The 18,537-nt window shown below is 35.7% G+C and carries 13 protein-coding genes; 12 read left to right on the top strand and 1 reads right to left on the bottom strand.

Annotation, left to right across the window (positions count from 1 at the left end):
• Window position 1 precedes the first annotated feature (1 nt).
• The 12 genes from udk to WEEVI_RS09280 all read left to right on the top strand — a co-directional run bounded on the left by udk (window position 2) and on the right by WEEVI_RS09280 (window position 15,164).
• Window positions 2–628, top strand: coding sequence for a uridine kinase (gene udk / locus WEEVI_RS09335; protein ID WP_013598892.1), 627 nt, complete (start codon window positions 2–4; stop codon window positions 626–628).
• Complete coding sequence (locus WEEVI_RS09330) at window positions 621–992, top strand: FtsB family cell division protein (RefSeq protein ID WP_013598891.1); 372 nt, start codon at window positions 621–623, stop codon at window positions 990–992. Before udk ends, WEEVI_RS09330 begins: the two co-directional genes overlap by 8 nt.
• On the top strand, window positions 982–2,262 hold the full coding sequence (locus WEEVI_RS09325; RefSeq protein WP_013598890.1) for a methylmalonyl-CoA mutase family protein: 1,281 nt from the start codon (window positions 982–984) through the stop codon (window positions 2,260–2,262). Before WEEVI_RS09330 ends, WEEVI_RS09325 begins: the two co-directional genes overlap by 11 nt.
• Before the next feature lie 12 nt (window positions 2,263–2,274).
• Window positions 2,275–3,450: a THUMP-like domain-containing protein gene (locus tag WEEVI_RS09320; protein WP_013598889.1), complete on the top strand. Its 1,176-nt coding sequence runs from the start codon at window positions 2,275–2,277 to the stop codon at window positions 3,448–3,450.
• 53 nt (window positions 3,451–3,503) lie between these two features.
• Window positions 3,504–5,654, top strand: a complete 2,151-nt coding sequence (locus WEEVI_RS09315) for an FUSC family protein (RefSeq protein ID WP_013598888.1) — start codon at window positions 3,504–3,506, stop codon at window positions 5,652–5,654.
• 373 nt (window positions 5,655–6,027) lie between these two features.
• Window positions 6,028–6,702, top strand: coding sequence for a hypothetical protein (locus WEEVI_RS09310; protein ID WP_013598887.1), 675 nt, complete (start codon window positions 6,028–6,030; stop codon window positions 6,700–6,702).
• Between the two features lie 82 nt (window positions 6,703–6,784).
• On the top strand, window positions 6,785–8,161 hold the full coding sequence (locus WEEVI_RS09305; RefSeq protein WP_013598886.1) for a TolC family protein: 1,377 nt from the start codon (window positions 6,785–6,787) through the stop codon (window positions 8,159–8,161).
• Between the two features lie 5 nt (window positions 8,162–8,166).
• A complete protein-coding gene (locus WEEVI_RS09300; RefSeq protein ID WP_013598885.1) occupies window positions 8,167–9,156 on the top strand; it encodes an HlyD family secretion protein in 990 nt (329 codons plus the stop codon).
• Window positions 9,157–9,160: 4 nt separating this feature from the next.
• Window positions 9,161–10,354 (top strand): ABC transporter permease, encoded by a 1,194-nt coding sequence (locus tag WEEVI_RS09295; RefSeq protein ID WP_013598884.1) that lies wholly within the window; start codon window positions 9,161–9,163, stop codon window positions 10,352–10,354.
• 15 nt (window positions 10,355–10,369) lie between these two features.
• Window positions 10,370–12,247: an ABC-F family ATP-binding cassette domain-containing protein gene (locus WEEVI_RS09290; RefSeq protein WP_013598883.1), complete on the top strand. Its 1,878-nt coding sequence runs from the start codon at window positions 10,370–10,372 to the stop codon at window positions 12,245–12,247.
• A 320-nt stretch (window positions 12,248–12,567) separates the two neighbouring features.
• Window positions 12,568–12,837: a 30S ribosomal protein S15 gene (gene rpsO, locus WEEVI_RS09285; RefSeq protein WP_013598882.1), complete on the top strand. Its 270-nt coding sequence runs from the start codon at window positions 12,568–12,570 to the stop codon at window positions 12,835–12,837.
• Between the two features lie 161 nt (window positions 12,838–12,998).
• Window positions 12,999–15,164 carry a polyribonucleotide nucleotidyltransferase gene (locus tag WEEVI_RS09280; protein WP_013598881.1) on the top strand — a complete coding sequence of 722 codons (2,166 nt, stop codon included), beginning with the start codon at window positions 12,999–13,001 and terminating at the stop codon, window positions 15,162–15,164.
• Window positions 15,165–15,379: 215 nt separating this feature from the next.
• Here the strand turns inward: WEEVI_RS09280 and WEEVI_RS09275 are convergent, their stop codons facing one another.
• Window positions 15,380–18,535 carry an efflux RND transporter permease subunit gene (locus WEEVI_RS09275; RefSeq protein ID WP_013598880.1) on the bottom strand — a complete coding sequence of 1,052 codons (3,156 nt, stop codon included), beginning with the start codon at window positions 18,533–18,535 and terminating at the stop codon, window positions 15,380–15,382.
• Between the last annotated feature and the right edge of the window lie 2 nt (window positions 18,536–18,537).

Raw genomic sequence — 18,537 nt, 5'->3', positions numbered from 1 at the left:
GATGTTAGTAATAGGAATTGCAGGAGGAACTGGTTCTGGAAAAACCACTGTTGTAAACAATATTTTAAAAAACTTAAACACCGAAAGTGTAATCGTAATTTCGCAAGACAATTATTACAGAAACAACGAGCATCTATCCTATGAAGAGAGATCAAAAGTTAACTTTGATCACCCCCGATCGATTGATTTCGAGTTATTGGTAGAACATGTAGAACAACTAAAGAATGGTCATGCGGTAGAACAACCTGTCTATTCGTTCATAACCCATTCTCGTACAGAAGATACCATTTTGACGCATCCTAAAGATGTAATAATTATAGAAGGAATCTTGGTATTAACGGATCCTGCTCTTAGAGATCTTTTCGATGTGAAAATTTTTGTTCATGCAGATTCCGACGAGCGACTGATCAGAAGAATAAGACGTGATATACAAGAAAGAGGACGTGATTTGGAAGAGGTTTTGAGTCGATATCAAAAAACATTGAAGCCAATGCATCAACAATTCATCGAGCCATCTAAAAATTATGCCGATATAATCATCCCTAACATGAAAAAGAAAAATGAAGTTGCTATAACTTTATTATCTTCGGTAATCAAAGAGAAATTAAACTCAAAAACCAATGCATAATCAAGACCAAAAAAATTTTTATGAAGAAGCAGAGAAAACCAATAAAAAGTGGTATTCTTTTTTGCTAAATAAATACCTTATTGTAAGTGCAGTATTTATTGTTTGGATGATTTTTTTAGATCAAAACTCGGTCTTGGTTCATCTACAACGCTCGAAAGAAATAAAAACCCTCGAAGAAGACGAACAATATTACCTAGGAAAACTAAAAGAGGAATCTGAACGTCTGAACGACCTGAAAAACAATCCAGCAGAATTGGAGCGCATTGCACGCGAAAAACATTTCTTAAAAAGAAATAACGAAGATATTTTCATTATCCAAGAAGAACGAATAATTAAACAAGATTCTGTGAACAATGAAAAATAATATATTTGATAATTTTCCTACCATAAGCGATAAGGAATGGAAACTGCAAGTACAAGCCGAACTAAAGGGTTTGGATTATAACCAAACATTGGTTTGGGGAACACGTGATGACATAAATGTGAAGCCACTCTATACCAAAAACGACGTAGCGTACGAAAATTTGCAGCCCTTGCCACGTCAAGCAAAGGATTGGAAAATTATCGGTGAATACAATGGTAACCCTCGGCAGGATGATAGTTTTCTCTATGGTTTCACACTAACAACACAAGAAGCTTTCCAAGCCAAGCCTGCCGACTATCTCGATCTTTTTATACGATACAATGCAGAAGAAGAAACAGATTTGGAGCAATTATCTAACCTACCCAATCTCACTTACTTGGATTTTGATCCGATGGGTTATTTTGCACAAAACGGTCTATGGAACTTCAATTCTAGAGAAGAAATAATAAAGCATACTCAAGAAATTCTTCAACTAGACTCTCTAGAAAAAGCCATATCAATCCAGGCAGACATATATCAAAACGCTGGTGCAAACCATGTACAGCAATTGGCTTTGGCACTTTTACACGGAGTAGAATATTTGGAGCTTTTTGGGGAAGAAATTGCTTCTAAACTTTATTTTAAAATGGCGGTCGGTAGTAATTTCTTTTTTGAAATTGCTAAACTTCGTGCTTTTCGTTTCTTATGGCAACTTATTACCCAACAATATGGTTTAGATGATTATGCTTTTTTATTTGTCGAAAACTCACATCGCAACAAATCAAAACTAGACATCTACAACAATGTAATTCGTTCTACGATCGAGGCAAACTCTGCGATTTTAGGAGGCGCCGATGCAGTGTATATACACGCTTACGATTACCTAACAAACGACACTGCATTTGGACAAGAAATTGCTGCGAAACAACAATTATTACTAAAGAAAGAATCTTTTATGGATCAGTTTACAGATCCTGTAGCCGGAAGCTTCTACATAGAAAACCTCACCAATCAATTAGCAGAAAAAGCTTTAGAGCTTTTTAAAACCCTGCATAATAATGGAGGCTTCATTGCAGGATTAGAAAATAACAGTATACAGGATTTAGTTTATTCATCTGATAAAAAAGAAAAGAAAGATTTCTTCGATGGAAAGATTTCATTAATTGGTGTTAATAAATTTAGAAATCCGGATGAAAAAAAACCTACAGAAAGGAAAGAAAAAATTACCAAAGATGCTCTTTTTATTCCGATAGTCCCAACAAGATTAGCCGAAGAAGAAGAGCGAAAATAAAAGTAAAAGGAGGTGAACAAGACCATCTTAGATCCAGAATTCCAGCGATATTTAGCATCCATTCATCACGAGAATCATCAGAGAATATCGTTGAGCAAATCCCCATTCCCATCGATTTCTGCTGCCGAAATTGCACAACAATTGAAGGGAAGACAGATTGCTCAAAAAAAATTCCCATTACTTTTTCATACACCAGGTATTTATTATCCTCCTACCATTAACCTAGAGCAAGCAAGTTCAGAAATAACAGCGAACTATAAAGCATCCTTGGTAAAGGGAGAGAATATTATCGATTTGACGGCAGGTTTCGGAATGGATAGTTTAGCTTTTTCTTCTACATTTGAGAAAGTAATTCATGTAGAAAAAAATCAAAGTCTAAGTGAAATTGTTGCAAGCAACGCTCATACGCTAGAAGCAAATCTAGCATGTTTCGAAGGCGATTTTCAGACCTATTTTTCTCGCTTCCCACAACAGCAGTTCGACTGTATTTACCTTGATCCTGCTCGTAGAAACTCGATTGGTAGAAAGTTTATTTTAAAAGAATTAGAACCAAATATTTTAGACTATTTAAGTGATTTCTGGACAAGAACCAATCAGTTGATGGTGAAACTTTCACCATTACTCGACCTTTCTGCTACGATTATTCAGGTAGAACATATAAAAGAAATTCATTTAGTAGCCGTGAAAAATGAGATGAAAGAGTTATTGCTTTATCTCGACCGAAATACAAATCATAATAACCCAAAAATCGTTTGTGTTAACTTACAAACCAATCAAGAGAAGTTTTGCTATTGGTATGAAGAGGAGCCCAACACTCGAGTCCAATTATCTGAGGCGCAAAAATACCTTTACGAACCAAATGCAGCAATCATGAAAGCTGGTGCTTTTAAATTATTGAGTCAACGGTTTCCTATCTATAAATTACATCAAAATACTCATTTATATACTTCAGAAAAGATAATCGAAAACTTTCCGGGTAAAGTTTTCGAAATTATCAGAAAAATAGAAAATCCTAAAAAAGAAATTACTGGTCAGAAAGCCAATGTTCTGGTAAGGAATTATAATCAATCAATAGATAACCTAAAAAAGAAATTCAAAATAAAAGATGGCGGTGATCAAACCATAATTTTCTGTCAGACAGTAGAAGGGTTTGATGTTTTCTTAACAAAACGTGTAGAACAAAAGTAGCCTTTTTGGTAAATTATAGAACTCTTTGCTAATTTTGCAACAAATAAAAACCATTGAAACTCCAAAACAAACTCCAAAACTTTCTGTATAGTGAAGCATTATCCGACGGAGTAAAAACTTCATTCTGCATTCTCATACCGCCTGTGGTATGTAGTTATTTTGGGCTGCTGTATTTGGGTGTTTCTATGAGTTTGGGGGTAATTCTTGTGCATATACCCGACATCCCAGGAACTTTTAGAGAAAGAAGAAATACACTCTTCATTACTTGTTTGCTTATTTTTTTCATAACTGCGGTAACCAAAAGCCTCAATATGTTGCCGATCATGATGGGGATTGCTTTGTGTCTAGTGTGTTTTTTGATGAGTATGTTGGCGGTTTTCGGACAAAGAGCAAGTTCTGTGGGGCAAGCTGCAATGATGGCAATGGTGCTCAACATGAATACATTTCGTGATTTAGGCTTTAACCCGATTGAATATGCATTGATAATTACCTCTGGAGCCCTTTGGTACACCACGGTTAGCTTACTGATTTCAAAATTCAGACCATACAGAATGGCGCAACAAATGCTATCAGAATGCATGCTACAAGTTGCTGATTATGTGAGGATAAAAGCATCTTTTTATGATGTTGATAGTGATTTAGACGAAAAAATAAACCTATTACTCCAAAAGCAAGTCGATGTAAATGATAAGCAAAACTTGGTGAGAGAATTGATATATGCCGACAAAAAATTGGTGAAAGATACCACCTCGATTGGTCGTTCTATTGTATTTATTTTTTCTGACATGAACGATCTTTTCGAGATTGTGAGCAGCTCGCACTACGATATGGTGAAAATGCGCAAAGACTATCATGATCAAAAGATCATGAAGATTATCTACAAAGCACTCAATAGAATCGCCAACGAATTAGACTATATTGCTTATTGTATCAATGCCAATAAATTACCGAAAGAACGCATCAACCTGGATAAAGAACTAGAGAAACTTAGCAACGAAATCGATGAACTACAAAAAGCAGGACACAATATTTATGTTTTTTCGAGAATTTATGTCAACCTAAAAAATGTAGTTTCTAAAGTGAAGTATATTTATCGATTCACGCGTTCGACAGAGTTCAATGAAAACAAAAAAAATCCCTTGGATCATTACGAGCAATTTCGTCCGAATCAAGATTTTCGTTTACGAAAATTACTCGACAATATTACGTTGAAATCTACGCATATGCGGCATGCACTTCGCCTAACAGTAGTGGTGTTAATTGGCTATTTAATTACTTTTACTTTACCTACTTCTACTCATACTTATTGGTTGATTATGACGATTATTGTGATCATGAAACCAGGTTTCAGCGTAACAAAAAAACGAAACTTTCAGCGAATAGAAGGTACAATTTTAGGAGGAATAATCGGAGTATTGATTATAATTTTAATCGATAACGAACTGATACTCTATATATTAATGATTGTTTTAATGCTACTCAACTACACATTTATTCGTCATAAATACGTAATTGGTACCATGTTCTTGACCTCCTATCTTATGTTGTCTTTTAGTTTGATTTCGGGTTTGAATTCGATTCTAATTATTCAAGAGCGTTTGATGGATACATTTATCGGAGGATTTTTAGCATTCCTATCGAGCTATGTAATTTTACCAAATTGGGAAAGTGCCAATTTGCATCAGAATATCCGCAGTAATTTGATTGCCAATTACAATTTTTTATACTATATCTATGCGCGCTTACTAAAAAATGAAGTCAACGAAACGGATTATAAATTGGCAAGAAAAGAAGTTTTCATTAGAATGGCCGAAATTACGTCCACTTTCCAGAGGATGATTTCTGAGCCAAAAGGTAAACAAGTAATCGTAAAAGACCTCAACCAGTTTACCATACTCAACCACATGTTTACATCGTATGCAACCGGTATCAAATCTATTCTAAAACAAAATCATGGTTATGAGTTGACTGAAGACCAAATAAAAATTATCCGCAAAACATTGGCTCAAATCTTGCAAACAATTCGCCTGTTCGAGCCATACAACAACCAACTAAAATATTCTCAGATAGAAATAAACATTCCGCTGGTAGAAGAAATGAAAACAGATCAAGAATCGCAAGCGGTGAATGATCTTATCGAGAATATGTACGATATTAGTAATGATTATCATCGTATAACCAAACGAATTTTAGCGGCGAAATAAAATAGGTGATAATAATTTTGATTTTCCTCTATAAAAAAAGTGAAACCTTTCTTTTCCATCCTCCTAATTACCAAAGATAATTTCACCACGATTAGCATTTTAGATAAAAATATTTTAGACAGACGCCAGGCAATTCGATTGCCGCAAGATTTACCCTAGCGACCATAAAAGAATAAACTCTTAGGCAGCTTGCAATACCATCGCGAACAATTAAACTAAAACAGTAAAAAACTCGAAATCCGAAAGCCATAACCATTAAACTACATCTAATTACATAAAAATCAACAAAATAAAACACAGATTTAATGAAAAGATAGAATATAATTGATAATTGTATTCAAATATTCAGTATTTTTATAAGAAAAACTAGTCTATGAAAACTCAAAATATTATCACACTTACTTTATTTATACTGCTATTTACAAATTGTAAAAAAGAGTTACAAACAACTGCTAATGCAAGAGAAATGGAAGCGGTAATGCATAAATTCGATTCATTAGACGAAGATATCTTTAGTGAAAGTCATGGGAAATTAGGAGTCATTTTAAACATCAATCCTTTGGGAGTTTTTAAGACCCAAACGCATCAGTTCGAAGAAAAAACCTCAACCGCGACCAAAGAACATCAAAAAACATTACAAGAATTTAGTCAAGAATATTCTCAGAAAGAAAAAATAAAATCAGTAGTTTCATCTTTTCTCGATCAACATAAAAAATCATACCTATTCATTCAAGATGATCATGAAACAGACCTCAACAATATTTCTGAAAAATATGCTGTCGATGATTTGTTGATTATTGACGTGACATCTGGTATTGCACAGACAAACAATCCTACAGAAAAAAATAACAATTCGGCCAAAGGAGGACAAACCTATATCGACGTAAAAGTTTTGGATGGAAAAACCCTCAAAGAAAAATACAAAGAAACTCTCAGTGGAACACAGTACTTAGACACTTCTGATTCTTCTCTTACAGAAAAAGAAAAAATCAAAAGAGCAATCAACAATTCGCTAGACCAAACCCTGAATAATATCAGTAATCCGTAGCAAAACAGCAACACTAAAGAATTCGGTTTGGTTTTTGCTCGTGTCGATGATTGTATAATTTATACTTCTAAGTACCATGTGTATGACCTATAAACTATATCTTTTGCCACTTTTGCTTTCTGTCGGATTGCAAGCACAAGAATTAATCAATCCACAACTAAAAAAACCTGTGATTGCCGCAATAGAAAACAATTACGAGCTGAAAAACAAACAGCTCGAGGTGCAAAAAAACGATTTTCAAATTCTCGAAACTAAAGGTATACTATCTCCACACGTTAATGCTTTGGGTGGGGCTGCTTATCTCAATGCTTCAGGTATCGTAGACGCTCCTACTCGTCATTTGAACATCATTAATACTGATCTTTTCGACAAAGATAAACGCTTCAATACCTCCAGCGGTCTTGCACACATTGGCGTTATGGGATCGCAAGTTATTTTTTCGGGTTTACAAGTAACCAATGGCATCAAAGCTTTAGAAGCTAAAAGTCTGGCACTAAAAGATTTAGCAGAATCTAGCAAAGAAGAAATTGCCAAAGAAGTATTGTCTACCTTTGATCAGCTAATGCTGCTAGAACAAGTAGATAAACTTATTGAAAACTCTCAGGAACGATTAGACAAAGAACGACTAAAAGTTCAACGAGCCATACAAAACGGACTGGCTATACCCTATGACCGAGAAAAAATAAAACTTGCTATGTTAGAGTTAGAGTCTAAAAAAGTCGAACTCAATGGTTCTAAACGACTACTGTATGATAAGCTCGAAATGTTAACACATCTTACCATAGACGAATTGCATACAATAGAATACCCCTTGCAAGAACTGTCTATTTTTCATCAAGAATACGATTTATCACAAAAAAAAGAACTCAGCGCTCTACAGCACTCCAAAAATGCAGTGGAGTTTTTGATAGAAAAAGAAAAAGGTGGCAAACTACCACAAGTTTTTGCCTTTGCTGGCGTTAATTACACCTCGCTGTTTGGGAGTAAAACGGTGCTAAAAGACATTACTTCTTCTGGAGATTTGACGCTAAAGTTGAATCATTTTTCTTTGTTTCCTAACTTTATGATTGGTATAGGTGCAAAATGGGATATTTTGGACGGAAATCAACACAAAAACAAAGTACAACAAGCAACAATCGATCTTCTATTGCAAGAAAACAAATACAAAGATGCCGAAGAAAAATTAAAGCTTTTACTCAAAAAAAATAAAGTAGATTACGAAACCTCAGTAGAAAAACTAAAGGTAAAAGAACAACAACAAGTCATTGCCAATCAGAATTTAGAAATTGCATCAAAAAGATTTCAGGTAGGTTTGATTGATGTAACGGAACGTTTGGCAGCCGAAAATGACTTTTATAAAGCAAATCTAAGTTATTATACACAATTGGTCGATCAACGTCAATATACCTACGATTTATTACAAACAGCAGGACAATTATTACATCAAATTTTAGACTAACTAGCATGAAATACAGAATACTTACCCCCTTATTTATCAGTGGATTATTATTTTCTTCAGCATGCAAATCAGACCATAAAAAAGCCAAAGAAGAGTATAATCTATTCCAAGGAAAAACCGAGCGAGACCAGATTTCGGTCGTAACAAAAGTTCCGGGAAAAGTAGAAAAAATTTTAGCCGAAGAAGGCGTGAGCTACAAAAAAGGTGATTTACTTTTCATCTTAGAAATCCCAGAAGTAGACGCCAAAAAAAGCCAAGCCGAAGGGGCTGTAAATTCGGCACAAGCACAATATGAGATGGCTAAAAAAGGTGCAACTGATAATCAGATAAAACAATTGCGTGCTAAAGTTGCAGGTTTGAAAGAACAACACGACTTTGCCCAAAAATCGAATCAAAGGATGTACAATATGCTTCGTGATAGCCTTATTTCTCAACAAACTTATGACGAAGTGTATGCAAAATATCAAGGTGCAAAAAACCAATACTTGGCAGCACAAGCAGAATTGGCCGATGCCATCAATGGAGCACGTATAGAGCAGCAGCAAATGGCCCTAGGACAAAAAGAGAGAGCTTTAGGAGCTTTGCAAGAAGTAGATGTTGCTGAACAAGAGAAATATATCAGAGCGCCGCAAGATCTTACCATAGAAACGATCAACCTGAAAATAGGGGAATTGGCTTTGCCTGGTTATTCAATAGCGAATGGAATATTAGATTATACAACCTATTTCCGATTTACGATTCCTGAAAACAAAATAGGACAATTATCAAAAAATCAAATTGTTGTTGTAACAATTCCATATAAAAACAACCTAAAAATAAAATCAAAAATTGTGTCAATAAAAGCCCTCAGTGCATATGCAAATATATCGACAGCTTACCCAGACTTCGATCAGCAACAAACGCTATACGAGATAAAAGTCGTTCCTGTTAATCCTGCACAAGCGATGCAAATTCTTAGCAAAACTAATGTATTGTTGAATTTGAACGATCAATAAACTTATGAAAACTATTTTTCGTTTAATCCTTCGAGAATTCAAACTTTTTTTCACAGACCCTGTTCTGCCGATTCTTTTTTTAGGAGCACCTATAATGTATGGGATTTTGATAGGAAATGTGTATAAAAAAGGTAATGTTACCGATTTACCAATCATTGTTGTAGATGAAGACAATACAACGACAAGCCATCGAATTATCGAAATGCTAAATGAAAACGAATCGGTGAAAGTTGTCGAAGTCCTTCCTTCTGCTTTCAATACAAAAAATAGAGCACTCGAAATAGGATCGGATGTAGTAGTAATGATACCCAGAAATTTCCAGGCTGATTTACAACAAAAAAAACTTCCCGAAATTGTATATTTTGTCGATGGATCTAATACCTTGACCTCGAATACTGCAGCCATTGCTGTAACCACGGTGCTTTCTACCATGAAAGCTGGTATCACTATAGAAACCATGCGTAAACAAGGAGTGCCCGAATATCAGGCAATCCAAAGCTACGAGCCTTTCAAATCAACAATGATTAAACAAAATATCCGAAGCGGTAATTATCTCTACTTCATGTTGCCAGGGGTTTTGCTGACTGTTTTGCAACAGGTATTACTTTTAGGCTTAGCACTCACCTTTGCGGCTGAATTCGAACGTGGTACTTTTCCAGAACTTGTACAGCAATCATCCAATCCATTGACGCTAATTTTTGTTAAAACCTTCCCATATGTTTTTATGTCGGTTTTTATTTTTATCCTTTACTATTGGTATGGACTGTGGTATGATATGAAATTAGATACAAGTTTTTGGCCATTTTTTTGGAGTTCGGTTGTCTTTATTCTATCCGTTTGTTTCATGGGAATTTTAGTCAGTATCCTATTACCAAGCCAATTAAAAGCCACAGAGGTTTTGATGGTTGTAGCCACACCAAGCTTCATTCTCAGTGGTTTCACCTGGCCAATAAGCCAAATGCCGGGTTGGATTCAAGCGATTGCCGATACAATACCACTCACCCATTATCTAAAGATTTTCAGGATTCTGTTCATCAATAAAGGAGATATCAATCTAATTCATCCTCATATCCTAAATTTATCCATCATCGGAGGAATATGTTTTGTATTATCTTTGCTCATCCTAACCATTAAAATTCAGAAAGTAAAGAAATCTAGAAAAATCCAAGCAACAGAAGAAAACATCATCAAAGAATAATCTAACTAAAAATACATGAATTATTTATCGGTAGAAAATCTCACCAAATCATATGGCATTCGTACTTTATTTCAGAATGTAAATTTTCATGTTAACCAAGGAGATCAGATAGCTTTTGTAGCAAAGAACGGAAGTGGAAAATCTACTCTATTGAGAATTTTGGCGGGCAAAGACACGCCCGATTCCGGAGAAGTAAAGGTTGCTAAAGATGTGAAAATCTTAATGTTCGAACAGTCGGATGATTTTCAGGAAGATTTATTAGCCGAAGATTATATCTTCAATCACTCGAATGAAGTGTTGGATTTGGTTCATGACTACGAACGCCTTATCCAAAACAACCCATCTAGCCCAGAACTGATTACCCTTTTAGAGAAAATGGACTTGATGGACGCCTGGTCGGTAGAGCCAAAAGTGAAAGAAATCCTATCCAAACTAAAAATAGATTTTTTAGACCAAAAAATAGGTCAACTATCTGGTGGACAAAGAAAAAGAATTTCATTAGCTAAATTTCTTATCGACCTTAGTTTCGAGAGCGGTTATATTTTATTAATTTTAGATGAACCAACCAACCATCTCGATATCGAGATGGTAGAATGGTTAGAATATTTCTTGAATAAAGAAAACAAAACCCTTATTTTGGTTACACACGATCGTTATTTTCTAGATGCCGTCTGCACCAGAATTCTCGAGTTAGAAAATAAAACCATCTATGTACACCAAGGGAATTACGAAACCTATATCCAAAACAAAGCTCACCGAATAGAAAATCTTAATGCGAATATCGATAAAGCTAAAAATCTGTACCGCAAAGAGCTAGAGTGGATGAGAAGACAACCAAAAGCCCGAACCTCCAAATCGAAAAGTAGAATAGATTCTTTCTATGATACCGAATCGATAGCAAAACAAAAAATCGTGAGCCAAGAACTGAAACTAGAAATGGTAATGACACGATTAGGACAGAAAATCGTAGAAATGGAAAAAGTTTCGAAAGCTTTCGGAGATAAAAAAATACTCGATAATTTCTCCTATATTTTTGCTCGTGGTAGCAAAATAGGATTGGTAGGAAAAAACGGTGTCGGGAAAACTACCTTTATCAAAATACTCGAGGGAACTGAAGCTATAGACACTGGAAGTATCGAACGAGGAGAAACCTTAAAAATTGGCCACTTTAAGCAAGACGGAATCGATTTTGATCCCGAGCAGCGCGTTATCGAATTTATAAAAGACATTGCAGATTTCTTCCCGCTTGCCAACGGAAAACAAATGAGAGCCGAACAATTCTTAGAAATGTTTCTTTTCTCACCCGAACAACAACATACACAAATTGGCAAACTTAGCGGTGGAGAAAAAAAACGTTTACAATTATTGGCAATTCTCTACCCTAATCCGAATTTTTTAATCTTAGATGAGCCAACTAACGACCTAGATTTACCAACCTTAACAGTTTTAGAAAATTTCTTACACGATTTCCAAGGTAGTTTGTTAGTGGTTTCTCACGACCGCTATTTCATGGATAAAGTAGTAGATGAACTAATGATTTTCGAGGGAGAAGGAAAAATTAGTCGTTATATGGGTAATTATACCGAGTATTTTATCGAAAACAGAGCAAAACTTAGCGCTCAAACGGTGGAGAAAGAGACAAAAGAAAGCAAACCCAAAACCGAAGAAAAGATTGCTACAGACAAGCCACGTAAATTATCCTATAAAGAACAACGCGAACTAGAAGAGATCAATGCAAGTCTACCTTTTTTAGAAGAACAGAAAGAAAAGCTCGCCAATCAACTATCTACTCCAGATTTAACCTATGAAGAAATAACTAGAATCAGTAATGAATTAGAAAAAATCATCCAAGAAATCGACGAAAAAGAAATGCGTTGGCTAGAGCTAAACTAATGAATTACTGTACAGGTATCATATGAAAAAATTATAGTGCAAAATATTTTATAGTAACACCCTAGTCGATTTACAAAAATTACTATTCTTGGCTTTGCTTTTCTACGTAAATGGCATAAAAATTTTTAACAAAATTATTTTCATATAATTACCTACTCAGTAAACATCCATCGAGACAGTTTACTAAGCCAAAACAATTCTAGAAAAGAACATTAAGCCATATTACAGAAGAAAAATAAATTACATTTTTTTATTAATTATCCAAAAAATAATCATACTTTTGCACCTCAATACATAATAATCATTTAAATAATATTGGAATGTATCTAACAAAAGAAGTAAAAAGCGAAATTTTCGCAAAACATGGAAAATCTGCTCAAGACACCGGATCACCAGAAGGTCAGATTGCATTATTCACGTACAGAATTAACCACCTGACTCAACACTTGAAAAAAAATCATAAAGATTACAATACAGAGAGATCTTTGGTGAAATTAGTAGGAAAACGTAAAGCTTTATTGGATTATTTGAAGAAAACGGAAATTGAACGTTACCGTAATATTATTGCCGAATTAGGAATTCGTAAATAATAATCTATCCAAAAACAAGAAAAGGCAATTTTTTAATTGCCTTTTTTCTTTTTACAAGAACAATATTACAAAAGAAAGTAATACATTTATAACCATATATTTTTTTATGTTAAGGCACACGGTCTTAACAATTAGACGAATTAAAAATTTTTAACAAACGAATGATTCCAAAAGCAATCACCGAGACAATCACTCTTCAAGACGGAAGAGAAATCTCAATCGAAACCGGTAAATACGCAAAACAAGCTGACGGGTCTGTCATTGTTCGCATGGGCGACACCATGTTATTAGCAACAGTGGTAGCCAATAAAGAGGCCAATGAAGGAGTAGATTTTCTACCACTTACCGTTGATTACCGAGAAAAATTCTATGCCGGTGGCCGAATCCCAGGAAACTTTTTTCGTAGAGAAGCAAAACCATCGGATGATGAGGTACTCACTATGCGTTTAGTAGACCGCGTATTACGACCAATGTTCCCTGAAGATTTCCACGCAGAGGTACAAGTCATGATTTCGCTTATCTCATACGACGAAAAAGTAATGCCAGAAGCTTTGGCTGGTTTAGCTGCATCTGCAGCAATTGCCATTACAGATATACCTTTCACGTTGATCTCAGAAGCTCGAGTGATCCGTCTCAACGGAGAGTTGATGATTAACCCATCTAGAGAACAATTAGAACAAGCCGATATCGATATCATGGTTGGAGCTTCTAAAGAATCTGTTGTAATGGTAGAAGGTGAAATGGAAGAAATTTCTGAAAGAGAAATGCTAGATGCCATCCAATTCGCTCACGAAGAAATCAAAAAACAAATCGAAGCCCAAGAAAGATTAGCCGAAAAAGTAGGAAAATCTTTTCCTAAAAGAGAATATTCTCACGAAAATCACGATGAAGAAATCCGTGAAAAAGTATGGAATTTTGGCTATCAAAAATACTATGATATCGCAAAACATCCTTCTGATAAACATGAAAGAAACGACAAATTCGAAGCAATTGTTGAAGAATTTTTAGCTCAATATGAGGAGGATGAAGAAGAGTTGGCCCGTGTTACACCATTTGTTAAGACATACTTCCACGATGTACAGAAAGAAGCTGTAAGACAATTAATCCTAGAAGAAGGAATCCGTTTAGACGGTCGTGATCCAAAAACCATCCGTCCAATCTGGACAGAGGTTGACATCTTACCAGGTGCCCATGGTTCTTCTGTTTTCACCAGAGGAGAAACTCAAGCATTAGCAGCCCTCACCTTAGGATCGTCGCGTGATGCCAATTTAGTAGACGGTGTTGTTCTAAACCATGAAGAACGCTTCTTTTTACACTACAACTTCCCTCCTTTCTCAACCGGTGAAGCACGTCCATTACGCGGAACATCTCGTCGAGAGATAGGTCACGGAAATTTAGCCCAACGTGCATTAACCAAGATGATTCCAGAAGATAATCCTTATGTAATTCGTTTGGTTTCTGAAGTTTTAGAATCAAACGGTTCATCTTCTATGGCTACAGTTTGTGCAGGAACTTTAGCATTGATGGATGCGGGAATCCCTATCAAAAAACCGGTATCGGGGATTGCAATGGGATTAATCACCGATACCAAATCTGGAAAATGGACTGTTCTTTCTGATATTTTAGGAGATGAAGATCATTTGGGTGATATGGACTTTAAAGTAACCGGGACAAAAGACGGAATCACTGCATGCCAGATGGATATTAAAGTCCAAGGTTTATCGATGGAAATCATGGAAAAAGCCTTGGAGCAAGCTCGCGAAGGACGTTTGCATATCCTTGATAAGTTGACTGAAACGTTAGCTACTCCACGTCCGAACCTAAAACCAAATGCCCCGAAGATTGCTTTAATGGAAATTCCGAAAGAATTCATTGGTGCCGTCATAGGTCCTGGAGGTAAAATCATCCAAGAATTGCAAAAAGAAACAGATACTGTAATTGTTCTTACAGAAGAAGAAAACTTTGGACGTGTAGAAATCAATGGAGTAAACCAAGAAAAAATTGACCAAGTTATTGCACGTATCAAGCAAATTGCTTTCGTACCAGAAGTTGGTGCAACATACGATGCAGTTGTAAAATCGATTAAACCATTTGGTGCTTTCGTTGAGATTTCTAAGGGTATTGAAGGCTTAGTTCATATTTCGGAAATCGAGCATAAACGTCTAGAAAAAGTAGAAGACGCATTAGGAATAAACGATAAAATTCAGGTGAAATTTTTAGGATATGATGATAAAAAGAAAATGAAATTATCTCGTAAAGCTTTATTACCAAAGCCTGAACGTACAGAAAAACCGAAAAGAAATGATCATCAATCTCCTAACGAATAATCGATAACATAAACAAAGCATAGTGAAACCTCTCTTTTTTTAGAGAGGTTTTTTTTTAGTATACTTCTCAAGCAAAATGTAATGATAGAATTTTTCTATACTCCGAAGTCTGAATAATATTTTTATAACTGCTCGATACAATGAATAATGTTAAATCCAAAAAATAAAAAACGTCTTGCTATAAACAAGACGTTTTTTTATTACCTTAAAAAAAATCAGTACTTTTCTGACTCTATGGGTGTATAGTCTGCCTTCATTTCAGCTTCATAATCTATTTTCTTGCCTTTGAAAATTCTGTTCATTACGCTATCAAAAAGAGAATAAACTACCGGAACCACAACAAGGGTCAGAAACAAAGAAGATATCAAACCACCAATAATTACCCATGCAAGACCGTTATTCATTTCGGCTGCAGCACCTTTTGCCAAGGCAATCGGCAACATACCAAAAACCATTGCAATGGTAGTCATCATAATGGGACGTAATCTTGCATGATTGGCGTCTATTAATGCTTGGTAGGTAGTTTCTCCTTCTGCAATCCTACTGTTTGTAAAGTCTACTAAAAGAATAGCATTTTTCGCTACCAATCCGATTAGCATAATGATTCCTAGAATGGTAAAAATATTCAAAGAATTTCCTGTCATGGCCAAGATCAACAAAGCCCCTATCAAAGAAAGCGGAACAGAAAATAGAACCACAAACGGATGAACAAAACTATCGTAAAGCGTAACCATTAATAAATAAACCAAAATTACCGAAGCAGCTAATGCAATCAACATAGTACCGAAACCTTCCTCTTGGTTTTCCATATCGCCAGACCAAATATATTTCATACCAACAGGTTTCTTTTCTGCATCAAACTGTGTTTGCCATTGAGCAGCAACATCACCAACCGGTCTTCCTACAACTTGTGCTTGTACTTTTACAGAAGGTGCTTTGTCTCGACGCTCTAAGAAACTTGGGCCAGAACTCATCTCGACATTGGCAAATTGGGTTAATCGAATGTTATGTCCTTGTGGATTGGTAAAAGTCATGTTTCGTACATCGTCTATGGTTCGTCGATCGAAATCATTAAATTGGATATTGATATCATATTCGTACTCACCATCTCGAAATTTGCCATCTCTATTACCTGAAAAAGCTGTCTGCATGGTCTGTCCAACCGTAGCAAGATTCAGTCCTAAAGCAGCCATTTTATCGCGATCTACCTGAACATTGATCTCGGGACTTCCGTCTTCTGAAGATAATTTTACATCGATTGCACCTGGAATTTTTTGCAACATCGTTTTCAATTTATTTGCTTGTTTATATACTTGCTCTATATCATTTCCTGTTACCACCAATTCTAATGGTGCATTTTCTGCCCCCATTATGCCGACCGGAATTGATTTGAATTCTACACCTACAAAATTTTCTTGTAATTCTCTTTTCATTTTTGCAGCAAAAACATCTGTACTTTCTGATCGTTCTGATTTATCGGTTAGGATAATCTGGATTTCTGCCTGATATGCTGTCGCTTGCGATGCTCCAAACCCTGTAGACATTTGCCCGACGGTTGTAATCATATCCACAATTTCTTTTTTATTTTGGATATAACGCTCAACTTCGATTACTTTTTGGTTGGTCTGCTCTAAGGATTGATCTTTAGGTAGCTCTATTTGTATCAAGAATTGGCCGCGATCGGTTTTTGGCATAAATTCGCTCCCGATGAAACCAAATATTACCAACAAAAATGAGGAGAAAAATAAGACAATAGCAATGGCTACTGTCAATATCTTGTGAGATCTTGATTGTAAACACCAACGTAATAAATCAGAAATCCAATGAGTAAAGGCGTCCAATTGATGTTCGAACCAAAGTATAAATTTTTCGAATATATTTTTTCCTGTTAACTTTGTTAATTTACCGAATCGAGATGATAACCAAGGAATTATAGTAAAGGAAGAAAGCAACGAAAACAATGTGGCTATAACAACGGTAAGACAAAATTGAGCTAAAATTTTAGCTGCCAAGCCAGAACTCAAAGCAATTGGTAAGAATACTACCACGATAACTAGTGTAATGGCGGTTACAGTAAACCCAATTTCTTTTGACCCATCATAGGCGGCGCGAATTCGGGATTTTCCCATCTCCATGTGTCGGTATATATTCTCGAGCACAACAATTGCATCGTCTACCAAAATACCTACCACAAGCGACAACCCTAGCAAGGTCATCAGGTTGAGTGTGTAGCCCAAAAGTTCCATACCGATGAAAGATGAAATCAACGAAACAGGAATCGCTACCATGACAATAAATGCATTGCGAAGGCTGTGCAAGAAAAGTAGCATTACCACTGCAACAAGAAAAATCGCCATTCCTAAATCGAACAAAACACTATTGGCTGCTTCTAAGGTAAAGGTTGATGTATCGTTTACAATGTTTAGCTGTAGACCTTCGTTTTTGTATTCTTCCATAATTTCGTACATCTGCTTACGTACCAATTCTGATACCTCTACCGCATTGGCATCTGATTGTTTTTTTACCTGTAAGAAAATGGTAGGATGTTGATTAAAACGAGCGACTTTTTCTATTTCTTTTTGAGCATCGTAAACAGTTGCAATATCGGATAACCTAATCTGAATTCCATTGCTCGATGCAATAACCAAATTACTTAATTCGTTCACTGATTGATATTTACCCGATAAACGAATCGTAGAGGTCAATTTATCTGTTTTCACCTTTCCGGTCGGGAAGTCTAGATTCGAAGACAATATGGCTTGTTGTACTTGAGGAACAGACACGCCATAACCTTCTAGTTTTTTAGCATCTAACCGAACTTGGATTTCTCTTTCTTGCCCTCCGACCAACGTAACTTCTGCCACTCCATTTACCCGAGAAAGGATCGGCTCTACTTTTTTGTCCAACAAATCGTAGAGTTGGGTATCGTTGAGATTGGCCATTCCACTCATGGTAATAATTGGCAAATCGTCTAACGAAAATTTATTAAGCGACGGCGGGTCTATATCCTCGGGTAAATCTGCTAAAATGGCATTTACTTTCCGTTGTGCATCATTGAGTGCATAATCGGTATCAGCGCCATCATTCAGCTGAATCATTACCACCGAAAGACTTTCATACGACATCGACTCTAGTTTTTTGATGTTCTCTAATGAACCAATGGCGTCTTCTACTTTTCTAGTAACCGAATTTTCTACCTCGTTTGGTGATGCTCCTGGATAAACCGTAGAAATGGTTATGACATTGACATCAAATTTCGGAATCAATTCGTACCCCATCATGTTATAACTCAAAATTCCACCTAAGGTTAACAAGGTGAAAAGTACGATAACGAGTGATGGTCTTTTTATAGATAGTTCTGCTATTTTCATAT

Origin of the sequence: Weeksella virosa DSM 16922 (genome assembly GCF_000189415.1) — a bacterium.
Lineage (GTDB): Bacteria > Bacteroidota > Bacteroidia > Flavobacteriales > Weeksellaceae > Weeksella > Weeksella virosa.
Note: the sequence above shows the minus strand (reverse complement) of the source record. Positions and strands in the feature narration are given on the sequence as shown.